Raw genomic sequence first — 17,888 nt, forward strand, 5'->3', positions numbered from 1 at the left:
TGTAGTAATTTTCAACCTTAAGTGCTTAAAGTTTTAGAAACCTAAAAGTAAAACATGTTAGATAAAAACGGAATAGCTAAGCGTATTGCAAAAGAGGTACAAGATGGATATTATGTAAATCTGGGGATTGGCATACCAACTCTTGTGGCTAATTATGTTAGACATGATATAGAAGTTGAATTTCAAAGTGAAAATGGAGTATTAGGTATGGGACCATTTCCATTTGAGGGTGATGAGGATGCCGACGTTATAAATGCTGGGAAACAGACAATAACAACCCTGCCTGGAGCAAGCTTTTTTGATTCAGCGCTGAGTTTTTCTATGATTAGAGGTCAGCATGTAGACTTAACCATTTTGGGGGCTATGGAAGTTGCGGAGAATGGGGATATAGCCAATTGGAAAATACCTGGAAAAATGGTTAAAGGAATGGGGGGAGCAATGGATTTAGTGGCGAGCGCTGAAAATATTATTGTGGCCATGATGCACACTAATAAGCGAGGTGAGTCTAAATTGCTTAAAAAGTGTAATTTGCCTTTAACGGGAGTAGGTTGCGTAAGAAAAGTGGTGACAAATCTTGCTGTTCTTGAGGTAAATGAATCTGGTTTTAAACTCTTAGAACGTGCGCCTGGAGTTTCTGTAGAAGATATTAAAAATGCTACTGAAGGGGTGTTGATTGTAGATGGAGAGATTCCTGAAATGAATATCTAGAAATACAATTCTAAGAATAAACCTACTCATTATCGATAAAAAGTTAAATAAAATTGCATTTTGTCGATTTTATTTGGTTTTAACCGAATATTTTGAAAATAAATTAGATATTAGTAGTCCAAAAAATAACCAGATAACCTTAGATTTCCCTGTAAATCTTCAAGAAAATTTAATACATATGAATATTGCAACAAATCTACCTGAACTACCTACTAATGAAGAAAGCAAATTCAAAGAAACTGTTAAAGAAAATATGCAGTTTTTAAAAAGCTTGCTTTATTTAACAAAGAAGATTTTTATGCTTGTCTAGTAATAGCACAGTTTAAAAATATAAAAGCGTTACTGAGGTTTACTTGAGTAAGGCTTTTTTTTATTAAAGCCCTTTTGGGATCGCCTCAATTAATTTTTTAGTGTATTCTTTTTTAGGGTTATAATAAATAACATCGGCATCATCTAATTCTTCGATTTTACCCTGATTCATAACTAATAGTTGATCAGACATATATTTTACAACCGCCAGATCATGCGAAATAAAGATATAAGTAAAGCCAAAATCTTCTTTAAGTTCATTTAAAAGGTTTAAAACTTGGGCTTGAACCGATATATCTAATGCAGAGACCGATTCGTCGCAAACAATTAATTTGGGTTGCAAAGCAATAGTTCTTGCTATACCAATGCGCTGCCTTTGTCCGCCAGAAAATTCATGTGGGTAACGGTTAAAATAGTCTTCAGAGAGTCCAACTCTTTTTAATATATCAATAACTTTTTCCTTTCTCTCAGAATTAGTAGCATAGAGGTTATGAACCTGCATGGGCTCCATGATTGCTTGTCCAATAGGAGTTCTTGGGTTTAAAGATGAATAAGGGTCTTGAAAGATGATTTGAATATCCTTTCTAAGTGTCCTTGTCTCCGTTTTCGATAATTTAGTAATATCAATACCCTTATAAATAATTTTACCTGCGGTAGCTTTATCTAATTGTAAAATAGCATTACCCAAAGTTGATTTTCCGCAGCCAGATTCACCTACCAGTCCCAAAGTTTCACCTTCATACAGTTTAAAACTAACGTTGTTAACCGCTTTGAATGATGCGGGTTTAGTAAATAAGCCAGATTTTGAAACGTATTCTTTCTCAACATTTATAACTTCTAATAATGGTGGATTACTATAAAGTTTTTCGTGATTTTTATGGCGTTGATCTTTTGAAATAATTTCAGTGGAAATCTGATGATCCAAAAAATCTTGTATCGTAGGTAATTTTTTTAATCTTGTATCTAGAGAAGGTCTAGAGTTTATTAATGCTTTTGTATAATTGTGTTTTGGATTTTCGAATATTTCTGTGGCTAAGCCTTGTTCAACAATATTACCTTTGTACATAACCAAAACTCTATTGGCAATTTCAGAAATGAGTGCAAGATCGTGCGTGATGAAAATAATACTCATTTTAGTTTCAACTTGTAACTCTTTCAGTAGGCTTACAATCTCTTTTTGAACCGTAACATCTAAAGCGGTAGTTGGTTCATCGGCTATTAAAATATCGGGTTTACAGGCAATAGCTATGGCAATCATAACCCGTTGCTTTTGCCCACCAGATATTTCGTGCGGATAAGCGCTAAACATACGTTTAGGGTTGGGAAGTTTTACTTTTTCAAAAAGCAAAATTGTTTCTTCCTGAATATTTTTTTTAGATAGGTTAGTGTGTTGGACAAGTATTTCTTGTACTTGTTTCCCGCAAGTCATCGAAGGGTTTAAAGAACTCATGGGTTCTTGAAAAATCATTGCAATTTTATTGCCCCTAATGCTTTGAAATAATTTTGAAGAAAGTTTTGTTAAATCATGTTGATTATAAGTGATGTTTCCAGAATTTATTTTTGAAATATGTTTTGGAAGAAGTCCCAAAATAGCTAAAGAAGATACCGATTTCCCAGAGCCTGATTCTCCAACAATGCCCAGAATTTCATTTTGTTTTAAAATGTATGAAATATTATGGATAACTTCATTTTTACCAAATGAAATGGTAAGATTTTCAACTTTTAAAATGGGCGTTTCTGGCATTTAAATATGTATAATTTCGTCATCTGATAAAATAGTATCACCACGTAGTCGTAAAAAAATTTGAGCTACAGCAATCGTGTCTTTTTCACAATAAATTACAATTCTATCAATATCTTGGTCTTCATAAAATACGCGACAGACTTCACTGCCATCAATATCGTCTTTAGGAGATGGAATTCCCAAAACATTAGTCATTAATTTTAAAGAGGTATAGGTTTTGTAATCTCCAAATTTCCATAATTCTAAGGTGTCTAAATGTGGTACTTCCCAAGGTTTTTTGCCAAAGAGGTTTAGCTTATAAGGCAACTCAATATTATGAATTAAAATTCGGCGTGCAATGTAAGGAAAGTCAAATTCTTTACCATTGTGAGCACAAAGTAAATGTTTAGTCTGATTAAAATGCGTTTCTAAAAGGTTTTTAAAATCTTTTAAAATTTTAATTTCATCACCAAAGAAAGAGGTTGTTCTAAATTTTCTTAAATCACCTTGGATATTAAAATAACCAACGGATATACAAACTATTTTCCCGAATTCAGCCCAAATACCAGCACGATCATAAAATTCTTCAGCTGTATAATCTTCTTTTCGCTGATACTTTGATTTATGATCCCACAAGGCTTGTTTGGTTTCGTCTAAATCAGAGAAGTATTGAGTTTCAGGAACCGTTTCAATATCTAGAAATAAAATGTTTTCAAGATTTAGTCTGCTAATCATTTTTCAAGCATTTTATAAGCTTCTTCTATGTAAATAGAAATATCCTCAGTAAATTGACCAATACCTTCATCTGGTGATTTTCTATGGCCTAAACGTACGACAATAATATTGTCGTCTGGTTCCACTAAAACATATTGCCCTAGGTGACCACGCATCATAAAAAAATTCTTGTTGTTTATTTCCTTTAGCCACCAACCATAACCGTAAACGGGGTTTTCTTTAAATCTTGGAGTAACACTTTTTGCCACAAAGGCCGAATCTAATAACTGTTCGCCATTCCATTTACCATAATCTTTATAGAGCTTTCCAAAGCGGGCAAAATCTCTTGCATTGCTCGAGATACAACAAAATGTTTTTGCCAATCTATTCTTGTCGTCATCTAATTGCCAAAGCGCGTCGTCAGAAGCTCCCATGGGTTCCCAAAAACTTTCAGATAAATATTTAGCAAGAGTTTTACCTGTAGCTTTTTGAATAATCATGCCTAATAATTGCGTGCTTCCGCTTAAATATTCAAAGGCTTTTCCGGGAGTTTTAACTACTTTTTGCTCTAACATGGTTTCCGCTAAATCATCATCGTAATTTGCTCGAGCAGTTAAAGAAAAGGGACTTGTATAGTGCTCAACCCAATTTAAACCAGATGCCATTGATGATAAATCGCCAACAGTGGTTTTTGCATACTCATACTGTGGATAAAAATCACTAATAGGCTGGTCCAAATTTTCAATATACCCATCCATTATCGCTTTACCTAACATGGCAGAGGTAATGCTTTTTGCCATTGAGAATGAATTAGTTTTGGACGATTCGTTAAATCCATCAAAGTATTTCTCAAACCAAATACTATCGTTTTTGATAATAAGATATGCTACTGTGCCCCAGTCCTTATTAACTTGTTCTAGTTTTTTTGTTTCTTTTACCGTGTTATAATCTATATGAAAAGGCCATGAATCTGTCTGGCTTCCTTTTTTAATAGTGTCATTTTCAAAATAGGGGTAGTCATCAATAAAAGCTGTTTTATGCCCGGTAAAATACACCACCTTAATTCCTCTAAGAATATAGCTATAATCAAAAATATAAAGCAAAAGGATGATTAGACCTATACCAATAGCCAACCATTTAAATAGTTTTTTAAGGAAATTCATTACAATTAATTTAGTTGTAATAAATATAATAATTATAAGCTTAAAGTAAGATTTGAGTTGCTATTAATTAAAGACCGATTCGAGAATTTTGCGTAACCCCCAATGTAAATGCTTTTCAGTGTCTTTATTAGATAGTCGGCACACATCTTTAGAGACGATTACAGATTCAATACCCATTAAAGCGGTTGCCGAGGTGATTAGATGTTTATAATCTTGAGGATCCATTTGATTCCTGTATGGGCTAAGTGCGAGCTTCAGCGCAGCGGTACGTCTAGAACCACGAGTGGATTTTTTTGTAGTGTTAGAGTCTTTAAGGTAAATGCTTAAATATTTGCGAAAGGCTGTTTCATTTTGAAGTGCCAAATCATTAAAGTAAGATTGTATGTGTAATATGCGATCAATAATGGGGAGGTGTTCAATGTCATCGAAAATAGATTCAGTTGATTGTGTTATTAAATCTAAGCTGGCTTCTGAGCAAAGTACATCAATATTTGAGAAATACCTGTAGATAGTTGCTCTTGAAATACCTGCTGCTTTGGCAATTTCGTCTAAACTTAATAACTGAGGGCTTTTCAATAATTGTTGAGTTGTTTTTAGTATGATTTGTCGTGTTTGTTGTTTTTGTTTTATACGCCCGCTTTCTAAAGAGAATTTATTCATGAGACAAATGTCTTATAAATATTTGAAAACTCAAAAACAAATTTTATATTTGTGAGACAAAAATCTCATAAAATGAAAAATACAATTACAAAATGGGTTTTGGGGCACAAAGTAACATTACATGATACTTCTGGTGATTATGATTTAGCTTTTGGCGAAACACCAGCAGGGGTTCCAGGGCCACCACCGCATGTTCATACAAGTTTAAAAGAGAGTTTTTTAATCACAGAAGGGGAAATGCAATTTATGGTTTCAGGAGAGGTAAAAGTCGTCAAGGCAGGTGAGACTGTTGATTTGCCTGAAAATACTGTTCATACCTTTAGCAACGTTAGCGACAGGCCTTGTAAATGGGTGAATATTCATAGTCCAAAAGGCTTTAGGCGTTTTTTTGAAAATGTTGGTATTGAGGCCCATGTTGAAAATGCGCAAGCTAAATCCGTTTCAGAAAGTATTATTAACGAAGTTATAATGACAGCCTCAAATTATGATATGCAGATTAAAACTTAAAACAAAGACTGTTGTTTATAGGGGCTTTCATGCTCCAATAACCATTGTTTACGGTACAGTCCTCCAGCGTACCCTGTTAGTGATCCGTCACTTCCAATCACACGGTGGCAAGGAGTTATAATCCAAAGCGGATTTTTACCATTGGCATTTGCTACGGCTCTAATTGCTTTTACATCTCCTAATTGTTGTGATAATTTAAGATAAGATATTGTTTTGCCAAATGGTATACATTCCAATTGTTTCCAGACTTTTTTTTGAAAATCAGTGCCTTGTGGATTTAATTTTAAGTTGAATTCCTTACGAGCCCCTTCAAAATATTCGTTGAGTTGAATTGCACAATCTTCTAATTCAGTAGGAATAATATCTGTAATTTTTTCTTCAGAATTAAGAACGATAACCGAATTTATGCCATCGTTATCACCAATAATTTTAGTACATCCTAAAGGCGAATTAATGATACAGCTTTCCATTATTGTTTTGGTTTATCGCTTTCTAATATTCCTAGTTTTTTTGCTCGTGCTTCCCAGCTTTTTCTAGCCAAATGCTGCAAATCTGAGACATTATCGCTCTCGTCCATAATTTCAAGGCCAAGTAGGGTTTCAATAACATCTTCCATGGTAAGTAAGCCACTTACAGAGCCGTATTCATCAACAACCAAAGCCATATGATTACGCGTTTCTACCAATTTTTCGAATAAAACGGGAATCGGTAAATCTCTATCAACAACAATAATATCACGTTTAAGTTCGGAAAGTTTTTTAGAGTTGTTATCTAAAGCCATTTCTTTGAAAATCTCATCTTTTAAAACAAGACCAGTAATATTATCGGAATCATTTTTATAAACGGGTATTCTTGAGAAACGAAGGTTTAAATTTTGTTTAAAAAAGTTTTCAACCGTCGTTGTTTCATCTTCAGTTTTCATAACTGTTCTGGGCGTCATCACGTCTTTGGCAAAAACATCTTTAAACGTGAGTAGGTTTTTAATGATTTTACTTTCATTCTCTTGAAATACACCTTCCTCATGAGCCATATCTGTCATTACATGAAAATCTTCTCTACTTAAAACGCTTCCATGATGGCCTTTACCACCAATTAACTTTGTGGTTAATTGTAATAGCCATAAAATACCAGTCCACTTAAGTGGAAATATTAAAATTTTTAATGCGGTTGTGGTAAAATTTGCTAAACCTTTCCAATAGGTTGCGCCTATTGTTTTTGGAATGATTTCTGAAGCAACTAAAATAAGTATGGTCATGATTGAGGAGACCACACCTACCATAATTTCTTCTGTAAACTCAACCCCTAAAAAACTTGTAGTTTGCGAACCATATAACTCTACATAGGCTACTTTGGCCTGCACACCTACCAAAATTGCACCAACAGTATGGGCAATAGTATTAAGCGTTAATATGGCGATTAACGGACGGTCTACATCCTTTTTTAAAGCTTCGAGTTCTATCGCATAAGCTTTGTTTTCTTTTTTTTTAACGTTTATAAATGTGGGTGTTACACTTAATAAAACAGCTTCAAGAATTGAACATAAGAATGAAAAGAAAATGGAAATGATTCCGTAGAATAAAAGTAGTGCCATTAATTGTTTTGTTTAGAGCTAATTTACGAAATCAATTTCACAACATCTTTAGCAAAATAAGAAGCAATAATATCTGCGCCAGCTCTTTTAAATGCTATGGTTGTTTCCATCATAATTTGATCATGATCTAACCAACCTTTTTCAGCAGCCGCTTTAATCATAGCATATTCTCCTGATACTTGATATACAGCCACAGGAACATCTACTTCGTTTTTTATTTCTCTTAGAATATCAAGATATGAAATACCTGGTTTAACCATAACAATGTCTGCCCCTTCATCAATATCCATTTCGGTTTCTCTAATGGCTTCAAAGCGATTACTAAAATCCATTTGATAGGTTTTTTTATCTTTAGGAATATCTGCCAGATCTACTGGAGCAGAATCTAGAGCATCACGAAAAGGGCCGTAAAAGGCCGAAGCATATTTAGCTGAATAGCTCATGATACCTGTATTTATGAAACCTTCATCTTCTAAAGCTTCACGAATGGTTAAAATACGCCCATCCATCATATCACTTGGTGCTACAAAATTGGCCCCTGCCTCAGCATGGGAAATACTCATTTCTGCTAAAAACTCTGCGGTAGGGTCGTTTACTATTTGTCCATTTTCAATAATACCATCATGGCCATAAGCAGAATATGGGTCTAAAGCCACATCGGTCATGACCAACATATCCGGACACACATTTTTAACCGTTTTAATAGCGCGTTGCATTAAGCCGTCTGGATTTAAAGCTTCAGCACCTTTGTTATCTTTTAAATTGTCGGGTACTTTCACAAAAAGTAAAACCGATTTTAAACCCAGATTCCAAAGTTCTTTCACCTCGCCTTCAAGCAGATCTAAACTATATCGAAAGTAATTGGGCATGGATGGAATTTCATCTTTAATTCCTTTGCCTTCAACTACAAAGAGCGGTACTAGAAAATCGTTTGGGGTAATTATGGTTTCTCGAACTAATGATCGTATGGCTTCATTGGCTCTTAGTCTTCTATTTCTTCGTAATGGGAACATATTATTTTTTATTTACTCAATCCTAAGTATTTCCAGTGTTTGTTTTCTTTTTTAAATGCCGATTTTTCATGGATTACATCCACTTTTCCATGCTGGTAAAAATAGGCATTAAATGTCACAGTTCCATTGGTGTCGTTTTCAAGACCCATGGTAGTATCTATTATTTCTAGTTTAATCCAATTTACGGATTTTGCCCAAGCTACAATAGCTTTTTTTTCTGATGTTGGTCGCGTTTTACTGTGATGGCTTTTCATCAAGAAATCACCATTTGCTAAAACAAAAGCAGAGTATCTAGAACGCATAAGTTGTTCTGCAGTGATGGCATTAGTCAAATCTTTATGAATTTTTTCACAACAATTCACATAGTCTTTTAAGTTACCACAATAACAATTCATTACTTTTTTAAGTGTAGTTTTTCGTCAATAGTATTGGCCTTTGCTACTAATTTTTTAGGAGCTTTAAAGCGGTACCCGATAAATAGTTCGAAATAAGGAATATTGTCTTTAATATATGTTGTGCGATCTGCATTATGGTTTAATACTAAATAGCTATAATGGCCGCCCAAATATAGATTATTCTTGTCGTAAACAATAGAGGCTCTAAAATTCAACTCTGTTAAAATTGAGGTAAGCGATTCAGTTTCCGTTTTACTATAATTGACACCAATACCCACTGAGCCTCCTGCCGAAATTAAGAAGTTCTTACTTGGCACCCAATTGTAGGTGTATGAGGGCGCAAAGGCCAAATCGTATGAATGGAAGTCTTCATCTATAGTATCGTCTATAAGGTCATATTTTGTGTAATAATACACTATGGTAGGCATGAAGGTTCCGGCGCTAACTAATTGCTTTTCGTCTTGTGATACTATGGCGCGATAAGAGAAATTTTCATTAAAGATATATGACGTGCTGCCACCTATCTTTAATGATTTTACTTTTGGTAGGTAACTGTCTATACCTAATTCTGGTATTTCAATAAAAAACCCTTTTTGCTCATATAGATTAAAAGTTTGCAACCACTGTCCGAAAAACCCTTTTAAGCGAAGGTTAAATAATCTAGAATCTTCATTGTCTTTATTCTCAGACAAAAAGCTAGGCGCAAAGGAAAAGGACAATGCAATTGCACGAAATGCAATGGATGCGCCTAAACGATCCTGTTTGTTCGGTATTAAATTGTAATCAACATCTTGGTTTCTACTTTGTACATTTACAGAGTTAGAAGTGTTAACAAAAAATAATCGTCCCGTAATTTTATCTGAAAACTGAACTTTGTATTTTATGGAATCTGATGATACCAAAGCGGGTATGCTGTCTTGTGACCAGGACAGATTCCCTAGAAATGTAATTAGAATTAAAAATATTTTTTTTGTTAAACCCATGATTTTGGGGATGCCAATACTTTAAGGAGTTTCTCTTCTTCACTTCCTGATTCAGGATGATGGTCATATACCCACTGCACATGAGGTGGTAAACTCATTAGAATACTTTCTATGCGGCCATTGGTTTTTAGTCCGAAAAGCGTGCCCTTATCATGAACTAAATTAAATTCTACATAACGACCTCTTCTTATTTCTTGCCAGTTACGCTGGGCGTCAGAATAAGGTAAATCTTTTCTTTTTTCGACAATAGGCACATAAGCCTCTAAAAAACTATCACCCACTTCTGTGACAAAGTTATACCAGTTTTTCATAGTCATGTTGTTTGATGCCTTGCAATAATCGAAAAATAAGCCACCAATGCCTCTGCCTTCATTTCTGTGGGCATTATAAAAATATTCATCACAGCGTTTTTTATATGTTGGATAAAAGTCCGGATTATGTTTGTCGCAAGCTGTTTTACAAATTTGATGAAAATGTGTTGCGTCTTCTTCAAATAAATAATAAGGCGTTAAATCTTGTCCGCCTCCAAACCAGCTATCTATGATACTACCATCTTCGTCATACATTTCAAAATAACGCCAGTTAGCATGAACGGTTGGAACCATAGGGTTTTTAGGATGTAATACTAGGCTCAAGCCACAGGCAAAAAAATCAACATCTCCTACTTTAAAGTAGGCTTGCATAGATTTTGGTAATTCGCCATGAACACCAGAAATATTAACACCACCTTTTTCAAAAACGTTTCCGTTTTCTATGACACGGGTGCGTCCGCCGCCGCCTTCCGGTCGTTTCCAAATATCTTCTTGAAACTTAGTCTTTCCGTCAAGGTGCTCTAGTTTAGATGTAATACGATCTTGTAATTCTTGTATGTATTGATAGAATGCGTTTTTCATAATTTATACCATTGATTTGTTACAATAAGTAGCTTTTTCGAAATCATTAATATTCATTGCTATAAAATCTACAGAGGGAAACATGCCTTTCAATTTACTAACAATGCTTTTAGAAAGTTTAGCTTTTTGGAGGGTTGTTCTACCTTGCATAATATTTGCGAACACATGAATAAAGTCTCCTTGAATACCACCAACTAAATAATGTTCTGAAAAAGGGTTTAAACGTACTTTAATATCGTCTTCATCAAATAAATTGGAAGCCGTAGCTGTTTGGTGTACCTCAAGTATGATATGTTCTGGCCGTTGCATTTTTAAAATGCTTTCTGAGCAATCAATTACAAAATGTGGCATAGTCTTAAGATTCTATTTTATGATATAATTCGTATAATTCCATATTTAATGGGTCTTCCCCGGGAGGCGTAAACTTGTTGTGAAGTGTTGCTATCCAAGTGAAATTATTTTTTTCTGCAACTTTTAGGCTTCCTATATTGCTTTTGTGAACAATGATTTGAAGGGTTTCTAATCCTATTGATTCAAAAGCATAATCTGATAGTGCTTCTATCGATTTTGTCATTAGGCCTTTGCCTTCAACAGTATAATCAATAGCATAGGCAAACTCACCTTGTTTTTTAGCCTTGTCAACTTCTTTGATGTAAACTAAACCAACTATGTTATGGCTTTCGTTTTGTTTTATGGTGAATAAAAATTCTTCTTTAGTACTAAATTGTTTCACCTTCTTTTCAACAAAAATATTTGATAAATCTGGTGTTAAATTCTGTTCCAATGTTTTAGGAAAATACCGTTTTAATCGATCTTCATTGGCAACAGCAAAATTGCAAACGCTCCACCCATCTTTTGGATGTATAGGTGAAATATAATATGATCCTAAATTAAGCTGCATTTACAGAATTTGTTTTTAGTTGAAGCGCTTTTACGGTTCTTGTTGAAGCTGCGGTTACCGATAAAGGTAAAACTAAAATAACGCCAATTATTGGAATTAATAAAAATAGGATAAACACAATACCATTACCAATGGCTAATCCACGATGTTTACGTACAAACTGAATACTATGTTTGTATTGAAAATGACGTTCTAAAGTGAAATCCATATTACCAAAACCCGCATAATAGGCTTGCACCATAAAAAGTAATATGGTCGAAAATATGTTGACTACAGGTATAAATTTTAACAATAGAATTGGAATGGTTAATAGCAGTTCCATTATCAGGTTTCTACCATTAATTTTAACACCACGCATCAATTGTTGTATGAAGGTAGTGTCTCTATGCGAATGTGCTGGATTGCCAGTGAAATATGCTTCTATTTTTTCTGAAACCGGACTCATAAATGGTGCGGACAGCGCCATTATAATGTGCTTAAAAAGGATGAGGCCAATTACGACCACAATTAATCCTCCGATGACATTACTTATGGATGAGAAGGTATCTTTTCCCCAGTCCCAAATCCAGATTTTTGAAATGAATCCGCCAATATTATCTGATAATCCGTAGGCAGAACCAAAAACAACTATTGCCGTTATGAAACTTATTAGCATGGGAATAGCGAAATACTTCCAGAGTTTTAGTTTTGATATTAAACTAAATGCACCGAAGTATGCTTTAATTCCTGAAATAATATTTTTAATCATAACGTTGGTTATGCGTTAGGGATTGCAGCGGCATCCTTTTTTTATTTTTCTTCAAAAAAGATATAGCGGAAAGCCCGACATACTTTTTTACAACGATATGTTGGTGTTTAGTGCCTAATGTTACACAAAAAAGTAGGTAACGCCCAAATTATTTTAATTTCCGTACTCTTTTACAGCATCAATAAACGCCTTGGCATTATCTAGACCTATGTTTGGTAAAATACCGTGACCAAGGTTTACGATGTATTTATCTTTACCAAAATCGTTAATCATTTGGTGTACTTGTTTTTTGATTTCGGTAGGTGGTGAAAACAGGCGTGTTGGGTCGAAATTTCCTTGAAGCGTAATATTGCCGCCAGTTAAATAACGGGCGTTTTGAGCAGAACACGTCCAATCTACTCCCAAGGCAGAAGCACCAGACTTTGCCATTTCACCGAGTGCAAACCAGCAGCCTTTTCCAAAAGCAATTACAGGAGTATCATTTTTTAACGCGTTGATGATTTGCTGAATATATTGCCATGAAAATTCTTGATAATCGACTGGTGAGAGCATGCCTCCCCAAGAATCGAAAACCTGAACCGCATTACAACCTGCTTTTACTTTTTCTTTAAGATAAGCGATGGTTGTATCGGTGATTTTTTGTAATAATTGATGCGCTGCAACGGGGTTTGTAAAGCAAAATTCTTTGGCTTTATCGAAATTTTTACTGCCTTGTCCTTGTACGCAATAGCATAAAATTGTCCAAGGAGAACCTGCGAAACCTATTAAAGGAATTTCATCATTTAGTTTTTCTTTGGTTGCTTTTATGGCTTGATATACATAGTCTAATGCTTGCGTAACATCTGGTACAATAACATTATCAACGTCTTGTTGAGAGCGAACAGGATTTGGTAAATAAGGTCCAAAATTGGGTTTCATTTGCACCTCAATATTCATGGCTTGGGGAATAACCAAAATGTCACTGAATAAAATAGCAGCATCCATGCCGTAACGACGGATCGGTTGGACGGTAATCTCACTCGCTAATTCTGGGGTCTGGCAACGTGTAAAGAAATCATACTTCGCCTTAATTTCCATGAATTCTGGTAAGTAACGCCCAGCTTGACGCATCATCCAAACTGGTGGACGATTTACAGTTTCTCCTTTTAATGCTCTTAAAAATAAATCGTTTTTTATCATGGTTATTAGTTGTTAGTTAATGGTTGTTAGTTATCGGTTCTATTAACCAACAACCAGTAACCAATAACCAATTATATATAATGTTCGTTTACTAATTCAATAACACTTTCTACAGTTGGTACTTTAGCAACTCTAACATCCTTAAAATGTTTCCGCGCTTCTTTTGTTGTAGTTTCTCCAATACAAAAAGCAATGACATCACTTTTGTTGCTTCTTACAAAACTTTCAACTGTTGAAGGGCTGTAGAACATAACGCTCTCAACAGAGTCATCAATTTTAAAACCATCATATTTAGTTTCATAAGCTTCAACTTCGTTAACTTTTATATTGTTTTCGGTTAAAATTGTTGGCAAAGCATCTAGTCTGATGTCGCTACAGAAATACGTAACTTCAGAGCCTTCAATATATTCAACTAAATACTCAGCTAGTTTTTGAGCGTTTTTTTCGGTGTGTGTTACTTTTCCAATCTTGTTTTCAACTAACCGTTTGGTTCTTCTGCCTACGCAATAGATGTTTTTGAATTGCAATTCAGCAGCCGAATAGTTATTCGTTAATGATTCTACAGCATTTTTACTAGTAATTACAACATTCTGGATTTCATTTTTTAAGAAACGTGGATGAATACGATTCAAACTTATTTTAATAAAATCTGAACTTTTAGCAACCACTTTTTCATGAAATAACAAGCGCTGATCTTCTGTAAAAGACTTGGTTGAAAACACATTTGTTTTTTTATCCGAATTTTTAATCTTGTCCATTAATCGTTTACCACCACGCTCAATAACAAAATCGGCACAAAACTGAGCCATATCATTATGCTCTCCTAATTTTTTAACTCGGGTAACATCGATTCTTTTAGAGCCGTCTTCACTTAGTAGAACGCCTTTAAAATTAATTTCTTCGTTTTTTATATAGGCCAAAGCCCCAATGGGAGCTGTACAACCCCCTTCTAATTTATTTAAGAATTCACGTTCAATAGTTGTGCAAATTTCAGTTTCTTCATGATTTAATGCGGCACAAGCTTCTTTTACAAAATCATCTTCTTCCAAAGCAGTAATCATTATAGCGCCTTGGGCAGGAGCAGGAATCATCCAATCTAAATTTATTGCTTCTTCAGGGCGTATTCCTATTCTGCCAATACCCGCTGCAGCAAAAATAGCTCCGTTCCAATCATTATCTTCAAGTTTTTGTAAACGTGAATTTACATTACCTCTTAAATCTGTAATGGTATGTGTTGGAAAACGATTTAACCATTGCGCGCGTCTACGTAAACTACCTGTTGCAATAACAGCCTCTTTAGCGCCAAGGAATTCTTCATTGTCTTTAAAAACGAGAGTGTCGTTGACATTACCGCGTTTTAAAACTGCTGCTTGCACAATGCCTTTTGGTAATACCGTGGGGACATCTTTTAAGGAGTGTACCGCAATATCAATATCATGATTTAGCATGGCAATATCTAGAGTACGCGTAAAAATACCGGTAATCCCTAATTCGTAAAGCGGTTTATCTAATACTAAGTCGCCAGTTGATTTTACTGGTACTAACTCTGTTTTATGACCCGCTTCTTCAAGTAATTTTTTTACAATGTTAGCTTGCCAAAGTGCTAATTCACTATCGCGCGTGCCAATTCTTATGGTTTTATTCCCGTTTGAGTTCAAAATGAAGGATAAATAAATTGAGTTATTCTTTGATTAATCAAGGCAAAAAAAATAAGCATAGCCTTAGATATGGTTTTGTTTTTTAAAGACGAGTAAGCGAAAAAGAAACGATTTATATTCGTCATTTGCAGGTTTAATGGGAATTACACATTGGTTTTCTGGGATTCTTCTAACTGAAATACTTTTTTAATAAGCTCCAGACTATCATCCGTAGATACGTTATCATCTTTTAAATGATGCGCAAAATGATTGGTGATTTTTTGAATAATTTTATTGCTGATTACTTCGGCTTGCTCTTCATTAAAATCAGACATTTTTTTACGTTGCGTATCGAGTTCAGCGGTAGCAAAATCAGTCAGTTTATGTTTTAATGCTTTTATAGTAGGGGCGAATTTTCTAGTTTCTAACCAACTGTTAAATTCGGCTTTAACATCTTCTATAATAGCTTCAGCAGAAGGAATATGTGCTTTTCGGGCCTCTAATGTTTCATCTGTAATTTTAGAAAGATGATCTAAATGTATTAAAGATACATTATCTAATTCCTTAACATTTTCATTTACGTTTTTCGGAATTGATAAATCTAAAATTAAAAGCGGCTTTTTAGTCTGAATAATATGTTTATCAATAGTTGGGCGTTGTGCACCAGTTGCTACAATCAAAATATCACACGTGCTAACTTCTTCTTGTAAATTAGCATAGTCTTTTACTATTAAATTAAACTTTCCAGCAACCTGTTCCGCTTTAGTTTTTGTTCTATTTATAAGTGTGATGTGCTCATTTTGAGTATGCTTTACTAAGTTTTCACAAGTATTTCTTCCAATTTTACCTGTTCCGAATAATAAAATATTTTTACTTGAAACATCTAGGACATTATTGAAAATGTACTGAACCGAAGCAAAAGAAACCGATGTGGCTCCAGAAGAAATATTAGTTTCGGTTTTAATACGTTTACTTGCTTGTATTACAGCATTAACTAAACGCTCGGTAAAGTGATTTAATAGGCCGTGTTTTCTGGATAGTTTGGTACTTGATTTCAGTTGACTAATAATTTCAAAATCACCTAAAATTTGACTGTCTAAACCAGAACCTACTCGAAACATGTGAGCTATAGCATCTTTATTTTTGTAGATATAGGCTACGTCACGAAACTCTTCAACAGTTCCATTCGTGTTATCGCAGAGTAATTGAATAAGTTGATAAGGGTGCTGCGCAAAACCATAGATTTCAGTTCTGTTGCAGGTAGAAGTAACTACTAAGCTTTCAATATCGTTAGCCTTAGCTTGTGTAAGTAACGCTTGCTTAGATTCGTCATCTAAACTAAAACGACCTCTAATATCTGCATCAGCTTTTTTATAACTTAAACCAATGGCATAAAAGTAGTTACTACGTGAAATGTTATACTTCTGCATGCTATACCTGAAATTGTGAAGCAAAAATATATGGATGATCTATAAAAAAGTAACGCTAAAAGAACTTTTAATATCGTTTTGAGTTTTTTAAGGTTGTTTTTTTTAAAAACATGATAAATGTCATATTTTTGTAGTGAATTAGGCAGTTTTTGCATGTTTAATTTAGAACGAATCTAAATAAAAAGATAATGAGTGAGGATTTAAATACTGGAAAAAGTATCGCTAAAAGTTCTTTTGATGAAACTAGGATCGAAGATGGTGTTATTGTTTTAGCTTACAAGAATGAAGCAAATGAAGTGCAATCTGTTGCAAAAGAAATAGATAGTGATTTTATTCAGTTTCATTTTTGTGTAAAAGGCTCTAGCCAGTTCGTATTCAATCAAGGAAGGTATCGCCTAAATATCCTAGAGGAAAACTCGCTGCTTCTCTATAATCCGCAACGTGACCTTCCTATCGATTTAGAGATTAATCCGCATTCTTGGATGGTTTCGATTTTAATATCGATTAAAAAATTTCATGGATTCTTTTCTCATGAAGCAGATTATATCACTTTTTTGAGTGGGGATAATAGAGATAAAAAGTATTATAAAGATGGTGTTATTTCCCCATCAATGGCCATTGTTCTGAATCAATTGATCAATTATAATTTAAATCAATCTATTAAGCCTTTATATTTTAAGGGGAAAGCTTATGAGTTATTGAGTTTGTATTTTAATAGAAATGAAGATGCCGATATTGAACAATGTCCTTTTTTAGTTGATGAAACCAATGTTATTAAAATTAAAAAGGCAAAAGATATTATTGTTTCCCGAATGGCAGAACCACCAAGTTTGCAAGAATTAGCAGATGAAATAGAACTAAGTTTAAAGAAACTTAAAGAGGGTTTTAAACAAATTTATGGCGATTCAGTGTTTAGCTTTTTGTTCGATTATAAAATGGAAGTGGCTAGGAAATTGTTGGAGGCTGGCGAAGATAATGTTAATGAAGTGGGGCATAAAGTTGGTTACAGTACCTCAAGTCATTTTATAGCAGCGTTTAAAAAGAAGTATGGTACCACACCTAAGAAGTATGTGATGTCTTTAAGTTAAATACCTTCTAAAAGTGTAATTATGTTTAAATTTATCCTACTAAACTTAATGTAAAAGCAAATGTTATGAAATACTTAACCCCAGAAATCGCAGCATTTTATAAAGGAATAAACAACAAGTCACTTGCACGTACCAATATTTCCTGTGGTATTTTTCAAGATTGTGATTATAATGAAGAACGCCCTAAGCTATATCATCAGCAATTCGTAGAAAGACCAAAACGGTAATTATTTGTTGCTTCATCTA

The 17,888-nt window shown here is 34.2% G+C and carries 20 protein-coding genes; 4 read left to right on the forward strand and 16 right to left on the reverse strand.

Annotated features, from left to right (window positions below; all coding sequences use genetic code 11):
- The first annotated feature begins 54 nt into the window (after window positions 1-54).
- Window positions 55-708 carry a 3-oxoacid CoA-transferase subunit B gene (locus Q0857_RS03965; RefSeq protein WP_298532417.1) on the forward strand — a complete coding sequence of 218 codons (654 nt, stop codon included), beginning with the start codon at window positions 55-57 and terminating at the stop codon, window positions 706-708.
- 373 nt (window positions 709-1,081) lie between these two features.
- Here the strand turns inward: Q0857_RS03965 and Q0857_RS03970 are convergent, their stop codons facing one another.
- The 4 genes from Q0857_RS03970 to Q0857_RS03985 all read right to left on the reverse strand — a co-directional run bounded on the left by Q0857_RS03970 (window position 1,082) and on the right by Q0857_RS03985 (window position 5,193).
- A complete protein-coding gene (locus tag Q0857_RS03970) occupies window positions 1,082-2,761 on the reverse strand; it encodes an ABC transporter ATP-binding protein (RefSeq protein WP_298532419.1) in 1,680 nt (559 codons plus the stop codon).
- Window positions 2,762-3,475 carry a 3'-5' exonuclease gene (locus tag Q0857_RS03975; RefSeq protein ID WP_298532421.1) on the reverse strand — a complete coding sequence of 238 codons (714 nt, stop codon included), beginning with the start codon at window positions 3,473-3,475 and terminating at the stop codon, window positions 2,762-2,764.
- Window positions 3,472-4,617, reverse strand: coding sequence for a serine hydrolase (locus tag Q0857_RS03980; protein ID WP_298532423.1), 1,146 nt, complete (start codon window positions 4,615-4,617; stop codon window positions 3,472-3,474). Before Q0857_RS03980 ends, Q0857_RS03975 begins: the two co-directional genes overlap by 4 nt.
- Before the next feature lie 63 nt (window positions 4,618-4,680).
- Entirely contained in the window at window positions 4,681-5,193 is a 513-nt protein-coding gene (locus tag Q0857_RS03985) for a TetR/AcrR family transcriptional regulator (protein ID WP_298532426.1), read from the reverse strand.
- Window positions 5,194-5,349: 156 nt separating this feature from the next.
- Here Q0857_RS03985 and Q0857_RS03990 point away from each other — a divergent pair, with 156 nt between their 5' ends.
- Entirely contained in the window at window positions 5,350-5,784 is a 435-nt protein-coding gene (locus tag Q0857_RS03990) for a cupin domain-containing protein (RefSeq protein ID WP_298532428.1), read from the forward strand.
- On the opposite strand, the gene Q0857_RS03995 is transcribed toward Q0857_RS03990, so the two are convergent.
- The 12 genes from Q0857_RS03995 to hemA all read right to left on the reverse strand — a co-directional run bounded on the left by Q0857_RS03995 (window position 5,781) and on the right by hemA (window position 16,554).
- Window positions 5,781-6,254, reverse strand: a complete 474-nt coding sequence (locus tag Q0857_RS03995; RefSeq protein ID WP_298532430.1) for a methylated-DNA--[protein]-cysteine S-methyltransferase — start codon at window positions 6,252-6,254, stop codon at window positions 5,781-5,783. The genes Q0857_RS03990 and Q0857_RS03995 overlap by 4 nt on opposite strands.
- Window positions 6,254-7,375 carry a CNNM domain-containing protein gene (locus Q0857_RS04000; RefSeq protein ID WP_298532432.1) on the reverse strand — a complete coding sequence of 374 codons (1,122 nt, stop codon included), beginning with the start codon at window positions 7,373-7,375 and terminating at the stop codon, window positions 6,254-6,256. Before Q0857_RS04000 ends, Q0857_RS03995 begins: the two co-directional genes overlap by 1 nt.
- 23 nt (window positions 7,376-7,398) lie before the next feature.
- Entirely contained in the window at window positions 7,399-8,388 is a 990-nt protein-coding gene (gene hemB, locus Q0857_RS04005; RefSeq protein WP_298532433.1) for a porphobilinogen synthase, read from the reverse strand.
- Between the two features lie 8 nt (window positions 8,389-8,396).
- Window positions 8,397-8,783, reverse strand: a complete 387-nt coding sequence (locus Q0857_RS04010; protein ID WP_298532435.1) for a YchJ family metal-binding protein — start codon at window positions 8,781-8,783, stop codon at window positions 8,397-8,399.
- A complete protein-coding gene (locus Q0857_RS04015) occupies window positions 8,783-9,766 on the reverse strand; it encodes a DUF4421 domain-containing protein (protein ID WP_298532436.1) in 984 nt (327 codons plus the stop codon). The genes Q0857_RS04010 and Q0857_RS04015 overlap by 1 nt, the downstream gene beginning before the upstream one ends.
- Window positions 9,757-10,659, reverse strand: a complete 903-nt coding sequence (hemF, locus tag Q0857_RS04020; RefSeq protein ID WP_298532438.1) for an oxygen-dependent coproporphyrinogen oxidase — start codon at window positions 10,657-10,659, stop codon at window positions 9,757-9,759. The genes Q0857_RS04015 and hemF overlap by 10 nt, the downstream gene beginning before the upstream one ends.
- A gap of 3 nt (window positions 10,660-10,662) precedes the next feature.
- Window positions 10,663-11,010, reverse strand: a complete 348-nt coding sequence (locus tag Q0857_RS04025; protein WP_282122798.1) for a 5-carboxymethyl-2-hydroxymuconate Delta-isomerase — start codon at window positions 11,008-11,010, stop codon at window positions 10,663-10,665.
- Window positions 11,011-11,014: 4 nt separating this feature from the next.
- Window positions 11,015-11,560: a GNAT family protein gene (locus Q0857_RS04030; RefSeq protein WP_298532440.1), complete on the reverse strand. Its 546-nt coding sequence runs from the start codon at window positions 11,558-11,560 to the stop codon at window positions 11,015-11,017.
- Window positions 11,550-12,308, reverse strand: coding sequence for an EI24 domain-containing protein (locus Q0857_RS04035; RefSeq protein ID WP_298532442.1), 759 nt, complete (start codon window positions 12,306-12,308; stop codon window positions 11,550-11,552). The genes Q0857_RS04030 and Q0857_RS04035 overlap by 11 nt, the downstream gene beginning before the upstream one ends.
- Before the next feature lie 153 nt (window positions 12,309-12,461).
- Entirely contained in the window at window positions 12,462-13,487 is a 1,026-nt protein-coding gene (hemE, locus tag Q0857_RS04040) for a uroporphyrinogen decarboxylase (RefSeq protein WP_298532444.1), read from the reverse strand.
- Between the two features lie 71 nt (window positions 13,488-13,558).
- On the reverse strand, window positions 13,559-15,145 hold the full coding sequence (hemC, locus tag Q0857_RS04045) for a hydroxymethylbilane synthase (protein WP_298532446.1): 1,587 nt from the start codon (window positions 15,143-15,145) through the stop codon (window positions 13,559-13,561).
- Window positions 15,146-15,288: 143 nt separating this feature from the next.
- The gene (hemA, locus tag Q0857_RS04050; RefSeq protein WP_298532448.1) at window positions 15,289-16,554 is read right to left on the reverse strand and encodes a glutamyl-tRNA reductase; all 1,266 of its coding nucleotides are present in this window, start codon (window positions 16,552-16,554) and stop codon (window positions 15,289-15,291) included.
- Between the two features lie 188 nt (window positions 16,555-16,742).
- On the opposite strand from hemA, the gene Q0857_RS04055 reads away from it, so the two are divergent.
- Window positions 16,743-17,642 (forward strand): AraC family transcriptional regulator, encoded by a 900-nt coding sequence (locus Q0857_RS04055; RefSeq protein ID WP_298532450.1) that lies wholly within the window; start codon window positions 16,743-16,745, stop codon window positions 17,640-17,642.
- 65 nt (window positions 17,643-17,707) lie between these two features.
- The gene (locus tag Q0857_RS04060) at window positions 17,708-17,869 is read left to right on the forward strand and encodes a hypothetical protein (protein ID WP_298532452.1); all 162 of its coding nucleotides are present in this window, start codon (window positions 17,708-17,710) and stop codon (window positions 17,867-17,869) included.
- Window positions 17,870-17,888 lie beyond the last annotated feature (19 nt).

Source organism: uncultured Algibacter sp. (genome assembly GCF_947495925.1).
Classification (GTDB): Bacteria; Bacteroidota; Bacteroidia; order Flavobacteriales; family Flavobacteriaceae; genus Algibacter_E.

Excerpts from the sequence above, each read along its gene's own strand:
- Q0857_RS04025 (WP_282122798.1), bottom strand. The coding sequence starts at position 11,010 with ATGCCACATTTTGTAATTGATTGCTCAGAAAGCATTTTAAAAATGCAA.
- hemA (WP_298532448.1), bottom strand. The coding sequence starts at position 16,554 with ATGCAGAAGTATAACATTTCACGTAGTAACTACTTTTATGCCATTGGT.
- hemF (WP_298532438.1), bottom strand. The coding sequence starts at position 10,659 with ATGAAAAACGCATTCTATCAATACATACAAGAATTACAAGATCGTATT.
- Q0857_RS04060 (WP_298532452.1), top strand. The coding sequence starts at position 17,708 with ATGAAATACTTAACCCCAGAAATCGCAGCATTTTATAAAGGAATAAAC.
- Q0857_RS04035 (WP_298532442.1), bottom strand. The coding sequence starts at position 12,308 with ATGATTAAAAATATTATTTCAGGAATTAAAGCATACTTCGGTGCATTT.
- Q0857_RS04055 (WP_298532450.1), top strand. The coding sequence starts at position 16,743 with ATGAGTGAGGATTTAAATACTGGAAAAAGTATCGCTAAAAGTTCTTTT.
- Q0857_RS04010 (WP_298532435.1), bottom strand. The coding sequence starts at position 8,783 with ATGAATTGTTATTGTGGTAACTTAAAAGACTATGTGAATTGTTGTGAA.
- Q0857_RS03975 (WP_298532421.1), bottom strand. The coding sequence starts at position 3,475 with ATGATTAGCAGACTAAATCTTGAAAACATTTTATTTCTAGATATTGAA.
- Q0857_RS03980 (WP_298532423.1), bottom strand. The coding sequence starts at position 4,617 with ATGAATTTCCTTAAAAAACTATTTAAATGGTTGGCTATTGGTATAGGT.
- Q0857_RS03995 (WP_298532430.1), bottom strand. The coding sequence starts at position 6,254 with ATGGAAAGCTGTATCATTAATTCGCCTTTAGGATGTACTAAAATTATT.
- Q0857_RS03990 (WP_298532428.1), top strand. The coding sequence starts at position 5,350 with ATGAAAAATACAATTACAAAATGGGTTTTGGGGCACAAAGTAACATTA.
- hemB (WP_298532433.1), bottom strand. The coding sequence starts at position 8,388 with ATGTTCCCATTACGAAGAAATAGAAGACTAAGAGCCAATGAAGCCATA.
- Q0857_RS04015 (WP_298532436.1), bottom strand. The coding sequence starts at position 9,766 with ATGGGTTTAACAAAAAAAATATTTTTAATTCTAATTACATTTCTAGGG.
- Q0857_RS04030 (WP_298532440.1), bottom strand. The coding sequence starts at position 11,560 with ATGCAGCTTAATTTAGGATCATATTATATTTCACCTATACATCCAAAA.
- Q0857_RS04000 (WP_298532432.1), bottom strand. The coding sequence starts at position 7,375 with ATGGCACTACTTTTATTCTACGGAATCATTTCCATTTTCTTTTCATTC.
- Q0857_RS03965 (WP_298532417.1), top strand. The coding sequence starts at position 55 with ATGTTAGATAAAAACGGAATAGCTAAGCGTATTGCAAAAGAGGTACAA.
- Q0857_RS03970 (WP_298532419.1), bottom strand. The coding sequence starts at position 2,761 with ATGCCAGAAACGCCCATTTTAAAAGTTGAAAATCTTACCATTTCATTT.
- hemE (WP_298532444.1), bottom strand. The coding sequence starts at position 13,487 with ATGATAAAAAACGATTTATTTTTAAGAGCATTAAAAGGAGAAACTGTA.